18 protein-coding genes are annotated in these 17,329 nt (G+C 49.7%); all 18 read right to left on the bottom strand.

The genetic code is table 11. The features are described 5' to 3' along the window. Positions 1-30 precede the first annotated feature (30 nt). Positions 31-918, bottom strand: a complete 888-nt coding sequence (locus tag I2H39_RS21780) for a VIT1/CCC1 transporter family protein (protein ID WP_138309201.1) — start codon at positions 916-918, stop codon at positions 31-33. A gap of 23 nt (positions 919-941) precedes the next feature. After that, entirely contained in the window at positions 942-1,382 is a 441-nt protein-coding gene (locus tag I2H39_RS21775) for a chemotaxis protein CheW (RefSeq protein WP_138309200.1), read from the bottom strand. Next, on the bottom strand, positions 1,372-3,399 hold the full coding sequence (locus tag I2H39_RS21770) for a chemotaxis protein CheA (protein WP_195627519.1): 2,028 nt from the start codon (positions 3,397-3,399) through the stop codon (positions 1,372-1,374). The genes I2H39_RS21775 and I2H39_RS21770 overlap by 11 nt, the downstream gene beginning before the upstream one ends. A gap of 15 nt (positions 3,400-3,414) precedes the next feature. Continuing rightward, the gene (locus tag I2H39_RS21765) at positions 3,415-4,347 is read right to left on the bottom strand and encodes a diguanylate cyclase (protein WP_330641021.1); all 933 of its coding nucleotides are present in this window, start codon (positions 4,345-4,347) and stop codon (positions 3,415-3,417) included. Positions 4,348-4,370: 23 nt separating this feature from the next. Further along, positions 4,371-4,847 (bottom strand): chemotaxis protein CheD, encoded by a 477-nt coding sequence (locus I2H39_RS21760; RefSeq protein WP_138309198.1) that lies wholly within the window; start codon positions 4,845-4,847, stop codon positions 4,371-4,373. A gap of 4 nt (positions 4,848-4,851) precedes the next feature. Next, positions 4,852-5,463 (bottom strand): chemotaxis protein CheC, encoded by a 612-nt coding sequence (locus tag I2H39_RS21755; RefSeq protein ID WP_138309197.1) that lies wholly within the window; start codon positions 5,461-5,463, stop codon positions 4,852-4,854. An 18-nt stretch (positions 5,464-5,481) separates the two neighbouring features. Continuing rightward, positions 5,482-7,158 carry a methyl-accepting chemotaxis protein gene (locus I2H39_RS21750; RefSeq protein ID WP_195627518.1) on the bottom strand — a complete coding sequence of 559 codons (1,677 nt, stop codon included), beginning with the start codon at positions 7,156-7,158 and terminating at the stop codon, positions 5,482-5,484. A 20-nt stretch (positions 7,159-7,178) separates the two neighbouring features. Next, a complete protein-coding gene (locus I2H39_RS21745) occupies positions 7,179-7,544 on the bottom strand; it encodes a response regulator (RefSeq protein ID WP_195627517.1) in 366 nt (121 codons plus the stop codon). Continuing rightward, positions 7,537-8,382 (bottom strand): protein-glutamate O-methyltransferase CheR, encoded by an 846-nt coding sequence (locus I2H39_RS21740; protein ID WP_195627516.1) that lies wholly within the window; start codon positions 8,380-8,382, stop codon positions 7,537-7,539. The genes I2H39_RS21745 and I2H39_RS21740 overlap by 8 nt, the downstream gene beginning before the upstream one ends. After that, positions 8,366-8,635: a phosphoglycerate mutase gene (locus I2H39_RS21735; RefSeq protein ID WP_243281832.1), complete on the bottom strand. Its 270-nt coding sequence runs from the start codon at positions 8,633-8,635 to the stop codon at positions 8,366-8,368. Before I2H39_RS21735 ends, I2H39_RS21740 begins: the two co-directional genes overlap by 17 nt. A gap of 70 nt (positions 8,636-8,705) precedes the next feature. Next, positions 8,706-9,116 (bottom strand): hypothetical protein, encoded by a 411-nt coding sequence (locus I2H39_RS21730; RefSeq protein ID WP_138309193.1) that lies wholly within the window; start codon positions 9,114-9,116, stop codon positions 8,706-8,708. A gap of 132 nt (positions 9,117-9,248) precedes the next feature. Then, positions 9,249-10,286 (bottom strand): PfkB family carbohydrate kinase, encoded by a 1,038-nt coding sequence (locus I2H39_RS21725; RefSeq protein WP_138309192.1) that lies wholly within the window; start codon positions 10,284-10,286, stop codon positions 9,249-9,251. After that, a complete protein-coding gene (locus I2H39_RS21720; RefSeq protein ID WP_195627515.1) occupies positions 10,283-11,176 on the bottom strand; it encodes a hypothetical protein in 894 nt (297 codons plus the stop codon). Before I2H39_RS21720 ends, I2H39_RS21725 begins: the two co-directional genes overlap by 4 nt. Before the next feature lie 53 nt (positions 11,177-11,229). Beyond that, a complete protein-coding gene (locus I2H39_RS21715) occupies positions 11,230-12,612 on the bottom strand; it encodes a hypothetical protein (protein WP_195627514.1) in 1,383 nt (460 codons plus the stop codon). A 64-nt stretch (positions 12,613-12,676) separates the two neighbouring features. Next, entirely contained in the window at positions 12,677-13,633 is a 957-nt protein-coding gene (locus tag I2H39_RS21710; protein WP_138309189.1) for an ABC transporter permease, read from the bottom strand. Positions 13,634-13,646: 13 nt separating this feature from the next. Beyond that, the gene (locus tag I2H39_RS21705; RefSeq protein WP_195627513.1) at positions 13,647-15,161 is read right to left on the bottom strand and encodes a sugar ABC transporter ATP-binding protein; all 1,515 of its coding nucleotides are present in this window, start codon (positions 15,159-15,161) and stop codon (positions 13,647-13,649) included. Positions 15,162-15,200: 39 nt separating this feature from the next. Continuing rightward, a complete protein-coding gene (locus tag I2H39_RS21700) occupies positions 15,201-16,202 on the bottom strand; it encodes a sugar ABC transporter substrate-binding protein (protein WP_138309187.1) in 1,002 nt (333 codons plus the stop codon). Positions 16,203-16,291: 89 nt separating this feature from the next. Continuing rightward, positions 16,292-17,290, bottom strand: a complete 999-nt coding sequence (locus I2H39_RS21695) for a LacI family DNA-binding transcriptional regulator (RefSeq protein WP_138309186.1) — start codon at positions 17,288-17,290, stop codon at positions 16,292-16,294. Positions 17,291-17,329 lie beyond the last annotated feature (39 nt).

Raw genomic sequence — 17,329 nt, 5'->3', positions numbered from 1 at the left:
AAACACTGCCTTCCTGGCTCCGGTCTGTTTTTACAGGGTATCAATGCCCAGCACATTCTTAGCCACAATTCCAATCACAAAAGATATCACTGCCACTGACAGGGAGATGCCTGCCATCTCCAGAAACCGCCGGAGAAAGGGCTCCTCCTTTGCAACGGATATATAGTAGTTGAAAAACAGGATAATCAGAAGCACCGTGACAATCATCACTGCAAATGCAGCCACATACATATTGCTTGGGAACAGCAGGTAGGGAAGCACCAGCAGCGCCACTGTCACCAGATAGGCAGCCCCTGTGTAGGCGCTGGACTTAAGGGCCATGGAATTTCCCTCTGCCCGCTCCGCCAGATAGTTGGAGGCAGCCATGGAAAGGGTGGCTGATATGCCTGTTATGATACCTGTCATGGCCACCAGACGGGTATTGGCCAGGGCAAAGGTCACGCCTGCAATGGCTCCGGTCAGCTCCACCAGAGCGTCGTTTAATCCCAGCACCATGGCGCCCACATAGTGAAGGCGCTCCTCATCCAGCATGTCGCACAGCTCCTTTTCATGGACGTGTTCATCCTCCATCATCTTGGCTGCCTGCGGCAGCTCCGCCTGCAGCCTCTCATACCGCTTCTGGCCCACTGTCTCATCCTTCTCCATCAGCTTTACCACAAAAGTAAAGCCCATGATAACCGTGAGTATCTTAAGCAGCAGTACCTTCCCGCGGTTGGGTTTAAGGTCCTCGCCAGTGATATTCTTCCACACGCCGGCATGGGTGGCCTCATCCGAGGACATCTGGCTGAATACACTGCGGTTCTTCATATCCTTCTGCTTTCCGGCCAGATACCCGTATATGGCAGCCCCTGTTTCCTCATCAATCTGCGCCTTTTTAACTGTATCGTATGTCTCCTGACTCAATGCCATTTCCTTCATTGCCTGTCCCCCCAGTCTCCCCGCTATTCAAAAATAACCAGTTTCTCCAACGTTTTTTCCACATCTATCAGGGAAAACAGACGGTCATTCCACATAAAATATGATTTTTCAGCCCATAGGCCGGTGTCCTGCTGCTGCGGTCCCCTGATTTGTTCATCCCCGCCAATTTCAGCCAGATAGGGCTCCTGTTCCAGAAGAATGCCCAGATAATATTTCTGATGGCGGAGCACCAGTATCATCTGCCTGGCTCCCGCCTTTTCCCTGCCGGGCACGGAGTCATCCAGGCAAACCACAGGTACGATGGCTCCCTTATAATTGCAGACCCCTGCAAAATAGTCCGGAAGACAGGGCACCAGGGAAATCATCATATCCTTGCAGATTTCCTCCACACAGGAAAAACCCACTGCATAATTCCTGCGCTCCCCCGGAACGCAGAGCACTGACCTTATCTCATCATCCCCCATACCGTCCCTCCTTCTCATATTTGCTTATAATGATTTCCGTGTCCAGGGCCGCGCAGATACGGCCGCTGCCCATGATGCTGCAGCCGCAGATACCGGTCCTGGAACGGAACCCGGCTCCCAGCAGGGAAGGAAGATTCTTCACCACGATGCGCTTCTGTTCATAGATGGAATCAATGAGAAAGCAGCCCTCCTTTTCCGCTCCTTTCACATACACCAGAATGGCCCGCTCCGGTATCTCGCCTTCCAGGCAATAAAACCTGCGCAGATTGATAAGGGGCACCATCCTGTCCTCATACAGGATATAATCCCGTCCGTTGATTTCCCGAACCTGTTCCCGGCAGGACCCATACTCCAGAAAATGATATACATGCCGGGCCGGTATGGAGAAACGGTACCTCCCCACCCGGAAACGCACACATTCGATGGACGCCAGGTTTAACGGCACTGAAACGGAAAAAGAGCTTCCCTGGCCAACCGTACTGTGGATAGATAGGTTTCCTCCCACATCCTCCATGATATTCTTTACCACATCCAGGCCAACGCCCCTGCCGGAGTACTCGGTAACAGTTTCGTTGGTGGAAAAACCAGGGTAAAGAATGAGCTCCCTGATTTTCTGGGAATCATACTCCTCCTCAGCCCTGGCAAAAAGTCCCTTTACCCTGGCCCGCTCCCTGACTTTTTCCTCATCGATTCCCCTTCCGTCATCACTGATGGTCATCCGAAGCTCTCCTGCCACATTCTCAGCTGTAAAGATAATCTTCCCTCTTCTGTCCTTCCCTGCGTCCAGCCGTTCCTCCGGTGATTCAATTCCATGGTCCACTGCGTTGCGCAGAATGTGCAGAAGCGCTTCTGACACATAGTCCACCACGCTCTTATCTGCCTCCACATCCGAACATCTGATTATGAGGTCAGCCTCCTTTTTCTGGTCCCGGCAGATATCTCTCAGCGCCCTCTTAAGCTTCGGCACGATTCTGCTTACAGGCACAAGCCGCATCTCCATTACAGACCGCTCAATCTGTCCCACCAACAGGCTGATTTGATGTCCCAGGCCGCTTTCGATATCCTCCATTCCCTTCCGTTTCAGCTCACTTTCCAGTACCTGCATCTGAAGCAGAAGCTCTGAGGCCAGATTCTGCAGATGGTCCAGACGCTCTGTCCGCACTTCCATGAACTCCCCTTCTCTGGAGTCTGCACTATCCCGCTCAGGCAACGCTTTCGCAGCAGCCTCCTGAGGCTGGTTATCGGCCAGTATCCTGCACTGTGCCACAAAAAGACCCTTTCCCAGGGTCTCCAGTACCTTTTCCTTATCACTGCTCTCAAAACGGATGAACACGCCGTGACGTTCGATGTACTGCGCGCTTTCTCCCTGCTTCTCCAGATTTTCCGGAAACGTCTCCACCAGGGTGCAGAGACCGGTAATGGAACGCACCAGCATGAAGGCCCGGATGTTCTCCATACGGCAGCCTTCTTCCAAGGTCACATTGACCACGGTTCCGCTTTTGGAGACAAATATATCGGGAATGACAGGCAGCGTTTCCCTGCCGCCCTTGTCCTCTCCTCCCGTCTTCTCTCCACCCGTATTCCCATCACTCTTCTCCCCCTGCCCGCTGACATGCCCCAGATAATCATCTGTCATCCGTTCAAGTTCAGACGTATCTCCGGGCGCATATTCTTCCCGGTCCATCTGCTCCAGCTCCTGGGTAATAAAATCAGAGGCAGCAAATAAAAGGTCGAACAGTTCCGGTTCCGGCTTTTCCAGCCTGTCCGTATGCTCCCTGTAGTAAGAAAACAAATCCTCCAGCTTGTGGGCCAGGGAGGACAGGCCGTTAATGCCCATCATGGCAGAGGAACTCTTGATGGTGTGCATGACCCTGAAAATACTGTGAATATCACTTTCGCTAAACCTGCCCTCTTTCTCCGCCTCTAAAAGTATATCTGCCAGCTGACCGTTCAGCTGCCTGGTCTCCAGCAGGTACACCTCAAGCATCTCCAGGGCATCCGACTCAAAATATCCCATAATCCGCTCCGTCCATTATAAATCCTCATACCACACACTCTGGTTCTTGCCATGCCGTTTGCCGTAATACAATGCCTTGTCAGCACAGCTTATACCTTCCTCCAGACCTTCCTGGTCCTGGAAGATATGAAGGCCCAGTGTCATGGTACAGGAAAAGCCCTTGTCGCCATAAGGTATCACAAACTGCTCCACCTGCCGGCGCACCTTTTCGCTGAGTTCATATGCCTCGTCCATGGTAACATTAAACAAAATCAGCAGAAATTCCTCGCCGCCCCACCGGACCACCCTGTGTCTGCGGCAGTTAGCCTCCAGGATATTGGCAATGCATACCAGCGCCATATCCCCTGCGTCATGCCCGTATGTATCGTTTACCCGCTTGAAATCATCGATATCCGACATGATGAATACCGTATTGACCTCCTCCTGACCGCAGGAGCGCATGTCCTCCATCAAATCCCCCACCACATACCGGCGGTTATACAGGCCTGTAAGCCCGTCCCGATATGCCATATAGTTAAGCTTCTCCATATTGTTGCGAAGCTCCCTGTTCTGGCGGTCCAGCTCATCCCTCTGCTGTTTCTGTATCAGATGCGCATGGATTCTGGACTGAAGCTCCTTTTTCACAAAGGGTTTTTTGATGTAATCGCATGCCCCCATGGAGAATCCCTTTACCACATCCTCATCGCTGGACTTGGACGTGAGAAAAATAATGACGGCATTTTTCCGGTCCATATCCTGTAATGTGTTATACAGCTCATAACCGTCTGCATCCGGCAGGACTACATCTAAAAGTATTAAATCCGGCTGGCACTGCCTCAGCTGTTCCTGGGCCTCCAGGCCGCTGTGAGCCTCACAAATCGTGATATTCTCCTCTTTCAGTGCTGCCTTGATTTGCTCACAAATCAAAAGACTGTCATCCACAATTAGTATTGTCTGTTTTCCATCCATGGACATCATTTCCCCTCCTGGCCTTACAATACGACGGCTGTATGCCTGACCGTATTCACTTCCAGCCTTCCGTTTTCTGCATAAAATAGTATGGTTCTGCCGTAATCATGACCCGTATCCTGGGCTACCAGACGGATTCCTTCCCGGGCAAGGCTTTTCCTTACAGCCGCCACATTCTGCTGCCCTATATCCATCTTTCCGGCCGAAGCGCCGAACATTCTGGCGCCTCCGGCAATCTTGGCAATCAGACCGGCGGGCCGGGCCCCCTGGCTCTTCATCTGATTCATCAGTTCATGTATGCCCTCATCGGCAAATTTATAAGCATTATCCCAGTGGGCCGAATATTCCCTCCCGGGAAGTATGATATGAGCCATTCCTGCTACATGTTCCTGGCGGTCGTACAGACAAACCCCCACGCAGGACCCAAGGGCATAGGATACAAGGACCTGATTCCCCCTGGCAATCTTTCCTTCCGCAATTCCAACAATGATTTTATCCATGGCGCTACTCCCTGAGTCTGTGGAGCATGGTTCCCAAATCTTCCTGCTCCGGAAGGAAGAGGATTCGTCCCTTAAAGGCTTCTCCAGACATATGGAATATATTTTCTATGAGAAGTATGTCATCGCTTACAATTACCCACCTGGTCATGGGGTAGCTGAGAATCGCCCCGCCCATATCAATACACAGCTCCGGAACCGACACATCCATATCCATGTCCATGAGCTGGGACAGGGCGCGTATATATGAACCGCACATAATATTGCCAAGTTCACTAATCAGGGAACGCTCCATATCGTCCAGGGATGTCAGGTTCCTCTCCGCCTCTCCCAATATGGTATTCAGCACAGTTTTGGTGAAAGTCTCGCTCAGCATAAAAAGGAATATGCCCTTTAGCTGGCCCGTGACTTCAATGAGGATGCCCGTCTGCAGTTCCTCCGGCCTGTCCAGAAGTTCGTGTACCTTATGGTACTTTACCACCTTAAGAGAGGGCATATCCAGCTCAATAGGCTGTTCCATCATCTGCGACAGCGAAGTCACCGCATTGCCCGTCCCTACATTCCCTATTTCCTTCAGTATATCCCTGGATATTTCATCCATCTGTGCATAACCGTCCATCCCCTGTATCTCCTGCCATTAAAATTCAAACTTTTCCACCAGTTCCTTCAATATCTGGGCCTGGGCAGACAGTTCCTCGCTGGCTGCCGCGCTCTCCTCCGAGGTGGCTGAATTTCCCTGGACAATCTCGGAAATCAGCTCCACACTCCTTCTTATCTGTGTAATAGCATCCGCCTGCTGTACGGATGTCTCTGAAATCTTATCCATGTTGCGGCTCACCTGCCTGGCTCCTTCCACGGAATCCTTCAGGGTCTGGGCTGTTAGGTTCACTGCCTCCATGCCGTCGCTTACAGCATCGGAATTCTTCTCAACCAGTTCAGCCGTCAGCTTGGATGCACCTGTGGTCTTGGTGGCAAGCCGTCTTACCTCCTCTGCCACAACCGAAAATCCCCTTCCTGCCTCCCCTGCCCTGGCCGCTTCCACGGCGGCATTGAGCGCCAGTATATTAGTCTGGAAGGCAATATCCTCAATCTGTCTGACTATGCCTGTTATCTGTCCTGAATTGTTCTTGACCTCATGTATGGTCTTCATCAGGGATTCCATCTGACCATCGCATTCTTCCAGCTTCTGTCCCACCAGGGCTGCCTGCCGGCTGGAATCCACTGCGCTGTCAGCGTTATTTTTTACGCTCTCAGCAATCTCATTGATGCTGACCGCCAGCTCCTCGATGGAGCCAGCCTGCTCAGAAGCCCCCTGAGCCAGAACCTGTGAACTGTTTGACACCTGCTCCGCTCCTAAAGACACCTGTTCCGCACTGTTATTTATCTGTTGCAGTGAACTGCGCAGCAGGCGGCTTATTTCCTTAAGCCCATTGCTTACTGCCACGAAATCACCCTTGAATTCCACGTCAGATTGGTAATTAAGCCGCCCATTCCCAAGAGCAGTCAATCCGCTCTGTATCTCAGACACATAGCTGTAAAGGACCTGCGCCGTATGCCGGATATCATCCGCCAGCTGGCCCAGTTCATCCCTGGACCTGTACCTGAGGGAAATATTCAGTTTCCCGTTGGATATGGTATTTGCCGCCTCCTTTACCTCATTGATAGGGCGGACAATATTTCTGGTTATTATGATGCATATGAAAATTGTAGCAGATATACATACCACGGACAATAGAACCAGCATGGTTATAATCCGATGGTTACTCCGGTGCTCCGCGGCTATGCTTGCCTCGGTTTCCTCTGATGCCCGGTCCACCACTTCCGTGAGCACTACCCTTACTTCATTTGAACGGGGCAGGTATTCATCAGCAAACACAGCCAGCACCTTTTCGTCCTGGCCTGCCTCCAAAAGTGTCGTTATCTTCGTCCTTGCCGATGCCAGGGCCTGGAACTTTTCATTCAGCTCCTGCACCTTTTCAGGCGCAGTAATATAGCCTGTGGACAGCTCGGACAGTGCTTTTTCCTCATCCAGAATCAGTTCCCTGGTATTCTGAAGGTACTCATCCTCATCCACCAGCCCTTCCGTGGCCGCCAGAATAGCGATGTTTCTTCCAACTGCCCGCAGGCTGGCTATCATCCTCAGGGAGGACTGTACGTTGGCGAACTGCCCGGCATAGATGTCCTCCATGCGTGACGAAATGGTCTCTACATTGATAATAGCCGCTGTCACCGTCACCACATACAAAACGATGATGGACAAAAAAGCCATGACCATCTTCCTGCCTGTCTTATAGTTCCTGAACCGTTCTCTCATCCTTTGTTTCCCCACTTTTTCTACTGTTCCAGGTAGCGGTTGACTATCCTGCAAAACTCATCCGGCTTAAAGGGCTTCACAATAAAGTCCAGAGCACCTGCGGTCAGGGCTTTCTGAATCATCATCTCCTGTCCCACGGCTGAGCACATGATGACCTTTGCCTCCGGATCCAGTCCCAAAATCTCCTCCAGGACCTCCAGACCGGAACGTCCCGGCATAGTGATATCCAGAAGCACCAGGTCCGGGCTGATTTCCCGAAACAGCTCCATGGCATGTTCTCCATCCTGGGCCTCCCATACCTGCGTATACCCATCCTCCTTAAGTATCTTGCGGATGATGTTCCTCATGAACATGGCATCGTCTACTATCAAAATCTTCTTATCCATATAGTCCCCCTCTATCCCCATCCTGTTTGGCAGGCTTTTTATATACAGCCGGAAAAACGGTTTCCAGCCTGGTCTCTTCCCTGGAAAGCAGCTCTGCATGGCCTACCAGCAGGTAACCGCCTGGATTCAGGCAGTACTCCAGCTGCCTTATGAGCTTCTCCCTGGACATCCGGTCAAAGTAAATCATCACATTCCGGCATAATATCAAATCAAATTTCTCCGGCCCCGGAGGCGCCTCCATCAGATTATGCCTCTTGAAACGAATATTGTATTTCAGCTTCTCATCCACCTGAAAGGTGTGGCTGCCTTTCATGGTACAGTACTTTCTCTTCCAAAGTTCCGGAAGGTCATCCATTTCCTTCAGCGGATATACCCCCCTTTCCGCCTTACGCAATACCTCCCCGGAAATGTCTGTGGCAAGTATACGGATTCCCGGCATGCGTTCACATTTCTCCCTGTACTCCTGAATCAGCATGGCCATGGAGTAAACTTCTTCCCCTGTTGCGCAGCCGGCGCTCCATATATTGCAGATTCCCATGTTCCGGCTCTCAAACAGTTCCGGCAGTATCTTGTCGTTCAGTATAGAAAAATGAGCCGGTTCCCTCATAAAATATGTATAGTTGGTAGTCAGTCGGTTCACCATCTCGCCGGCCATCTCACCGGTCCTGTCACTTCTCATCTGTTCCATATACTGGGCGAAGGAGGTCAGCCCTCTTTTTTCCAGCTCCCTGGCCATCCTGCACTCTATCAGCACCTGTTTTTTCTCCAGGTTAATGCCGTAATTATCCCGAATATATGCCACTATCCCGCAGAATTCCCTGTCATTCAGTCGTATCACATTTTTTCTCCCATATTCCCGGCATTAGCCCGGTCATCTCCTGAGGTTCACCCGCAGCTTCGCCGCCCAGTTCCCCGGTGACGCCCATCATGGTACCGTCCTCAAATCCCAGAATAAATCCGCAGGTGCATCTGCCGCTGTCTCCCACCCGGCAGAACACAACCGGAGTCCTCTCATACAGCATGATTCCGCAGATATGTGCAGGCGCACCGGGCACCTGCTGTATCTGCGGATGTATCACCACTTCTTTCATTCGATTTTTCTCCAAGTACACGGTTCGGCTACCGTCCCTTACGGTTACCAGTTCCATCATCCTGTCTCCTTCACTGCACCGGTCCCGGCATGAGCAGACCCGGGGTAATGATAAATGCCAGCTTCATATGCGCCTGTTCCCCTTCTCCCTCATCCGTACCCACTGCTGCCATACAATCCACATACCGGTTCCGGCTGCTTCTCACCGCCTCAGGAAGGGCATATATCTGTTCTTCCTTCACCTGTACAAGACCTGTCACATCCTCCGCACCTATCCCCAGCTCCCTGCCCGCGCAGTCCGCGATAATCAGGTATGCCTGGCCGGACAGTTCCCCTGCCTCCTGCAGTTCCAAACAATCTGCCAGGGGCATATCCGGGTCCCGCTCCTTCATGTCCGTCACCCGTTTTACACAGGAGAGCGGAAGAAGGAAATGATAACCCGCCGAAAAAAAGAGCAGGTATGAATTCTCACCGGCATCCATCCCTTTCTCCTCCCCATGATTTGAGTTATTTTAAATCTCTAAATATTTTATTTATATTCTATCATATATGGGAGTTATTTACTATTGGAAAATTCGAAAAAAGAGGCCCGGGATGGTTTCCCGGAGCCTCTTTTAATCCATGTTGAAAAACAGCCTGTTTATTTTATCTGAAAATTCAATTCCCAGCTTACCAGACTCTTCTTTCAGGCGCTCCCTGCCTAATGTAAAATCAATGGTATCCTTGCAGGTAACCTTTAACGAGGATGCCAAAGCTGCCAATCCGCCCAGTCCCACACAGGAATCATGCTCATAAAACGGAACCCCGCATATCAATCCGCTGATGACTGTGGCAAGAAAACAGTCTCCTGCGCCCGCCGTACTGTTGACCGGTTTCCATATGGCCGGTATCCGTTCGCTGTATCCGTTGGAGAAAAACCGGGCTCCCTCTCCTCCCTGCGTTACAATCAACTGGATTCCGGGATTCTGGCTCCGCAGAAATCCATAGCATTCCGGCGCACCGTTTTCAGCTTCCACACCGCTTGCAGTCACAAGGGTTTCCATCTCATGCTTATTGATGGCCAGCAGGTCCACATATCTGAAAGCGCCGGTTCTTATGCATTCCTCCATCTCGTCGGAAGTAAAGGAGGCAACATTAAAGCAGGAATGCTCCCTCCCCCTTTTTAACAGATACAGCCGCACACCCAGAGGAACCTCCGGCGCCGCCAGCACAAGCCCCCTTCCCCTTAAGTCTTCCTGTTCAAAGAAGGCAGCTATATCTCCTTCATTCATATTGCCGCTGGCACTATTGCTGGCTGTGATATTTCCCCCGTCGCTGTCCGGATATACAAAGCAGACTGAATACATGGTCTTTTCACGGGAATCCACCTTTACATACCTGCAGTTTATCCCATACTGTTCCATCAGTCCCAGGACCTCCCTGCCGCTGGCGTCGTCCCCGACCCTGCCGATTGCATAGACCGGTATGCTTTTATCCAGATAGGCCGTGATATAATGAAGGATAATATGGAGCTTGCAAAAGTCCCGTACTTCCATAAGCTCCGCCAGTCTGGATTCATTTCTTCCCAAAGTAATGTTATCTGAAAAACGGAACAGGATTCCTGTGCCTATTCCTCCGGTTCCCACTACGTAATCGTATTTCAGTTTTCTCATATATTTACTCCTGCAAATTTCCATTCGGGATGTCTGGATATGGGATGGTCGGCTGTCTCATAGGTGGCGGTAATAAGCGCATCCTTATGTCCCTGCAGAAGCGTCATTGGATATTCCGAATCCTCTCCTGAAAACAGGGCAACCCGTAAGGCTGTCTGCTTCCAGGAACCTGTATCGCTGTAAATCCTGACCTTTTTTGCCGACAGGCATTCCCTGATTCCAAGCGTAATGGACATGGGAGGGACAAACTGATATGCCGCCCCATAGGACCTGTGTCCCAGGGTGATGATGGTGTCCAGGTTATTCTCCTGTATACGGATTCCGGATTCCCTCAATTCCTCTATGGTAATTTGGGAAAACGGATGCCTTCTGCTCTGGTTATAGGCTATATGCCCATCCTGTCCCCATCCCCCAAGGGTGTAGTCCACAGGCGCCTCTGCAATCTTTTCTTTTATCTCATACATATTTTGAGGATTTAAGAAGTTCCTGTTGGCTGCCGGTATGTTTAAATCAGGATGAATGGGACCATAAAATTCCCTGAGCATAAATGTCCTGAAATTGTAAGGGTCGTCCTCTGCCAATAAATTACCCTGCCAGTCCAGGCATTCATCCATATGGAATACAGTAACATGCTTCATGTCTATACGGTTCCTGTTTACATACTCTGCAAAGGGTTCATACCAGCATTTTGGCCCGCAGGGGATAATTGCACGGAACTCCCGTCCTTCCCTGCCCGCCAGGGCGATTTCGTCGGCAAGCTCTTTTGCCATCATACGCCCCATTTCACAGGAATCCTTCACCATTCTGAACCTTATGACCAAATCAGGATGGTTTTCCAAATCTTTTGCAGGTACACTGCACCATTTATATAAATCTTCTTTTCTTACCATGGCTTAGACTCCTGACTTTCCGGTCCATGCCTTCCGGCACGGACCGGGCCTTTTTACATCTCAATCAGTTTTATATTCGTTAAGTAACAGAATTCTTTCAGTGTTCCGTAGATTTCTTCGTCCCCATAGGCCAGGGTTATATATTCGCTGTCCCATACCTGGACGCCATAATCATAGTCCACATCCATTTTGATAAATGCATGGGGCCAGAACCACATGCCCGACTCTGTCCGCTGGGCCTTCAAATCGTCAGGCGCCGGCGTATAAACCTGGCCCCGGTGAAGAATCATCTCAAACACTCCGTTATCCCGTCCTATGCGTCCCATTACTACCTTTCCCGGTTTTAGCACCGCCTCTACGGACAGGCCTCCGGCCGAACCCTCTGTCGGCAAACCGTGGTGTGCAAACTTCGCCTTTTCCGGCCCGGCCAGAGATGGCGCACAGGCACCGTCCCCGATTACCTTGACCACTTTCCTGTCCTTATCAATGCATTGGAAATCGCCGTAATAGACCGGGTCCGGCGTCAGATTGCTCAGCAGGAACACGGTAAGCACATTATTATAATCACACAGGGTCGCTGTGGGAATTCCCTGCTGGAGCATCATACTCTGTGTAAAGCAGCTGGCAGCATATTCCTCTGCCAGACCCGGGAAGGACTGAATGACATACATATCAAACTTTTCTTTTTCAATCACCTTCTTAACCGCCAGATACAGCCGGATGGAACGTTCCGTGCAATCGTCATCCGGGGGAAGCTCCTGAAAATACGGCTTAATGAGATTCTCCTTTACATCCTGTATTTCTTCCGGGGTCACTTCCCGGGCAGCCTTAAGTATATCCATGGAATCCCTGGAATCAATATCCACGCCGAATTCCCTCATAAACTGGGATGGGTCTGCGCATCCGCAGGTCAGTCCCATTCCCCTGCCGCCGAAAGAGCCGATAGTAGTCATATTCAGCTTATTCCGCAGTGCGCAGGCCCTTGAAAAGCATGCCACCTTTTCCACTGTATCATTGTCATTTCCATACACAGAGCGGTACTTCATACCGATTTCCTTAAAGGACGCCCCCAATGCCAGGGTTCCCACCAGCCTCCATCCCTGGGAGCCCGGTACAGTCCAGATAATGACGCCCTTGCCTGCGCGTTCAAAATCCCTTACCGCTGCCACGATTTCCGAAGCCCATACCCAGGTTCCTGAAAACAGTATCACTCCGTCCACGCTGTCGTCATGTTTTAATTTTGCAAGGGCCTCCCTGGCTTCCTGCTTATAAGCCACCACGATTTCATTTTCTACCAGTTCCACTCCTTTGGCCTCAATGGCAGCCTTGGATTCATCTATGATTTTCTGGTTAATGAACGGTACGCCTAAGGGGTCCTTCAATCCGTCCTTATGTACCCCAAACACGATGAATCCCATTTTTGGCCTTATCATCATAATTCAGTCCCTCCTGACTTTTCAAATTAATGTCTTCTGATTTTTAAAACTTCTATGATAATATCTACTCGGATTTCTGCTGCCGTTTCTGTATAAAGCGGTCAAATCCTACTGCCAAAAGCAGCACAAGTCCTTTTACCACCCTCTGCCAGTAATCGTCCACTGCCATCATTGTCATACCGTTGGTAAGGACACCTATTATCAGGACGCCAAACACCACATGGCTGATTTTTCCCACACCGCCTGTAAGGCTGACGCCGCCCAGTACGACCGCTGTGATAACATCCATCTCATAGCTCTCGCCTGCCCTGGGCTGCCCGCTGTTAAGCCTTCCCAGCATAACCAACCCGGCCAGCGCGCTGCAGAATCCGCTTACCGCGTACACAAACGCCTTGATTCTGTGGACGCTGATTCCCGACAGCCTGGCCACCTCCTCATTTCCCCCCACGCCATATATGTATCTGCTGTGTCTTGTCTTTGACAGGAAGAATATACCTGCCGCAAACGACAGAACAAGTATGATAACTGGTATGGGAACTGCTCCCACATAACCCTGTCCAATAACAGCGTACCGCGAATCAAATCCGAATACCGGAGTCCCCCCGGTAATCAGGTACGCCACACCGCGCAGGGACGTCATGGTTCCCATGGTTGCGACCATGGGCGGTATTCCTATGTGGCTGATAACAAGACCGGTTGCAAACCCTATAAAGGTACATAAAGCCAGGGATATCAGGGACGCAATGATTGGATTAACATTGTTTATCATCATCATTGCTGTCAGTACGCCGCTTACCCCTATGATTGCTCCCACTGACAGGTCTATGCCTCCGGTGAGGATGACAAAGGTCATGCCAATGGCGCAGATTCCATTGATGGATACCTGCCTTAATACATTGGCAATGTTGCTGCCCGTTAAAAAATTAGGCGCAAATATGCTCATAGCCACAAAAAGTACAATAAAAATAATGATAATGGCATATTCCGCAATAAACGTATTAATATTCATTTTATTCTTCATATGAATACCCCTTCTATAAAGCTGCATAATTCAGAATTAATTCCTGGGAATATTCTTCCGGCATCAATTCCTTTACAACCTGCCCCTCCCTCATCACGATAATCCGGTCTGACATTCCAATCAGTTCTGACATCTCCGATGATACCATTATGATGCTGGTACCGTTGTCAGCCAGCTGGCGCATGATTTTATAAATTTCCTGCTTGGCCCCTACATCAATCCCTCTTGTGGGTTCATCAATGAATAATACATCGCATTCCGTTGCAAGGCATTTGGCAAGCACAACCTTCTGCTGATTTCCGCCTGACAGATTCTTTACAGGCTGCATAAGCGAGCTGATTTTTATGGAAAGGCCGGCAACCAGTTTATTGCAGACATCCTTTTCCTGCTTCTTCTTAATTACAGCAAAGTGGGATAACCGGTCCAGAATGGCAAAGGATATGTTGTGCTCTATGCTCATTCCCATGATTACTCCCTGCTGTTTTCTGTCCTCCGGCAAAAGTGCAATGCTGTTTTTCAGGGCCACTGCAGGCGAGGTAATATGAATCCGCTTTCCCTTCAGCAGGATTTCGCCTTCCGAAATTTCATCCGCCCCATAAATTGCCCTGAGCAGTTCCGTCCTTCCGGCGCCTACTAAGCCTCCGATTCCAAGTATCTCCCCCTTTCTCAAAACCAGCGACACGTCCTTCAGCCTTCTGCTGCTGACATGGCTCACCTCCAGAATCTTCTCACCGCCGATGTCGCCCAAATCAGGAAATGTCTCTCCCATCTCCCTGCCTACCATATCGGCAATCAGCGACTCGCGGCTGGTCTCAGAAACCGGATGTGTGGATATATATTCCCCATCCCGAAAAACAGATACCCGGTCGCATATTTCAAAGATTTCCTCCATTCTGTGGGAAATATAGATGATGGTAATTCCTTTTTCCTTTAACTGCCTTACAATTGTATGGAGTGTCTCTGTCTCCTGTTCTGTCAGCGGTGCCGACGGCTCGTCCATGATAATCAATTTAGCATTTTTCGAGATAGCCTTCACGATTTCCACCAGCTGCTGCTGTGCAATTCCCAGTCTCTGTACACGAATTTTAGGATTAATGGCCATACCAATCTCTTCAAACATCTTCTTTGTATTTTTATTCATCTGTTCATAATCCAGAAGCCCCTGTTTCATGAGCTCGCAGCCAAAATAAATATTCTCACTTACAGACAGGAACGGTATCAGATTGAATTCCTGATAGATAGCCGTTATACCCGCGTCCAGTGCCAGGGCAGGAGTCAGGGCGCTGTATTCTTTTCCGTCAAACAGGATAATACCTTCGCTGGGAGCATGGGCGCCGGTAAGAATCTTGATAAAAGTACTCTTACCTGCCCCGTTTTCTCCCACCAGCGCATGCACCTCTCCCCTCCTGACAGAAAATTCAATGTTATTAAGAGCCTTGATTCCCCCGAACCGCTTGGAAATCTTATGGACTTCCAGAATTATATCCGTATCATCAATTTGAGGCTTATCCCCTAACCGATTGTTCATTCATCCACTTCCTCCATCATTCCACGCACTTCATCAGGGCTAATTTCCAACCACATCTTTTTGCCAGACAGGCTCGTACCTTCTCTGGACCACTGCATCCTCCTGTTTTTCCGTTAAATATTTATACATCGCCTCAGCCAGGTCCTCTCCCGCCTCATACGGAAACAGGTTGCAGGATGACCTGTAAACGCTGTTCTCAGACTTCATTTTTTCTTTTCCCTCATCCGTGGCATCGCAGCCGCCAATATAAAAATGTTCCGGTATGTTCTGCATGGCTGAAACTGCCTCATATGCGCCGATTGCCGTAAAGTCATCGCAGGCACAAATTACATTTACCTCCGGCTTTGCCAGAAGGACAGACTCCGTTACCTTCATTCCCAGGTCCGTATTACTGGCGTTCTGCCTGGCCACCACCTCTGCCTCCGGGGCATTTTCCAGAATACCGTCATTTATGCCGTCTCCACGACGTATAACTGCCTCCACGTCATCCTGGGCAAGTATCAGCGCTTTTCCTTTTCCGTCCTGTTCCGCTTTAATCCACTCAGCCGCTGCATTGCCAATTGCATATCCAATATTATATTCATCCAGGGAACCGTCAATCTGCGCATTGCTGACAGGCTGCGCCTCTGCGGATACCACGATTCCCTTTTCCTTGGCCTGGTCCACCACTGTCTTCAGGGCATTCTCATCCAAAGGCGATATCATAATCCCGTCCACGTCACGCTGCACCGCATCCTCTACATAGGAAACCTGTGTGGCCACATCATACTTGGAATCCAGTATCTGTGTCTTGATTCCCAGCTCTGCGCATTTTGACTGGAATCCGTCATAAACCTGAATAAAATATGGATTGGCACTGTCCTGCGTCACGTATACAAATTCCATGCCGGAGTCCGCCTTCTCATCCCCGCCGGATGCAGCGGCTGTATCCGTACTTTTCTGGTCTGTCTTTCCGCCTGCATCTGTTCCGGAAGCAGAGCACCCAGCCAGTGTCCCCATAAGTGAAAGAACCAATAACGTTGCTACCATTGTTTTTTTCATGAATATACCTCCTTCTTCGGCAGGAAAATGATTCGAAACGTTTCGATTTTCAGGTAAACATTAAGGTGTTTTATAAACACCTTAACTCTTTATCGTTTGACAGTATCTCTGATAATCAGTGATGGCTCCAGAATGACTGAGTCCGGAACAATGCCATACTGCAAAAGATTCATCAGATTATTGACTGCCAGCTTGCACATACGCTCAATAGGCTGACGCACGGTTGTCAATGGAATCTGGTTGATTGTAGCGTATATGACATCATCATAACCGCATACGGACAAATCCCTTGGAATTGATAATCCTTTGATTCTGGCCGCCTGCAGGACTGCGCAGGCCGTAAAATCACTGTTCGTCATGATTGCTTCCGGTCTTTCCTTTAATATCTCCATGGCCAGCTTCTGCACATCATCAAAATGATATGTACTTTCATAAACATTGGACTCGGTATACACCAGACCGGCCTCTTCCAATGCCATCTTATAACCGCTGATATATGTCTCGTCAACCCGTCTGTCGCCAACCAGCATCATGATATTATGGATATCCCGCTCAATCAGGTACTGCGTCATCAGATAGGACCCCTTTTTCAGATTGCACATAACAAAGGGCGCACTGCTTTGTTCATAGTAGGCTGCCAGGAACAGATACGGTATTCCATATTCGTCCAGCTTCTTCATATGTTCAACATCATTGACATAGGTCAGCTGCGGAACCCATATAACTCCGTCAACCTTTCTTGAAATAAATTCAGAAATATACTTTTTCTCATTGTTGCTGCTGTTTCCGGTAATTCCCAATATCAGGAAAAAGCCGTAACCTTCCACTTCTCTCCGGATGTATTCTGTAATCTCACTGTAAAAGCAGTTCCTAACATCCGGTATAAGCAGGCCAATCACCTTTGTCCCGGATGTTCTCAGATTTCGCGCAGCATTGTTGGGCTGGTATGACAGCTCCTCCACTGCATCCAATACCATCTTCCTGGTCTTGTCTGTAACCCCCTCTTTCCCATTAATGGCCAGGGATGCTGTTGATATGGAAACACCTGCTAGTCTGGCTACATCTTTGATTGTAGCTCTTTTTTCCATTCATTTTCCTCCTAGTTGCATAAAAACGTTTCGATAATT

The sequence above is a fragment of the Clostridium sp. 1001283B150225_161107_B6 genome (genome assembly GCF_015556325.1).
GTDB lineage: Bacteria > Bacillota > Clostridia > Lachnospirales > Lachnospiraceae > Enterocloster.
Note: the sequence above shows the minus strand (reverse complement) of the source record. Positions and strands in the feature narration are given on the sequence as shown.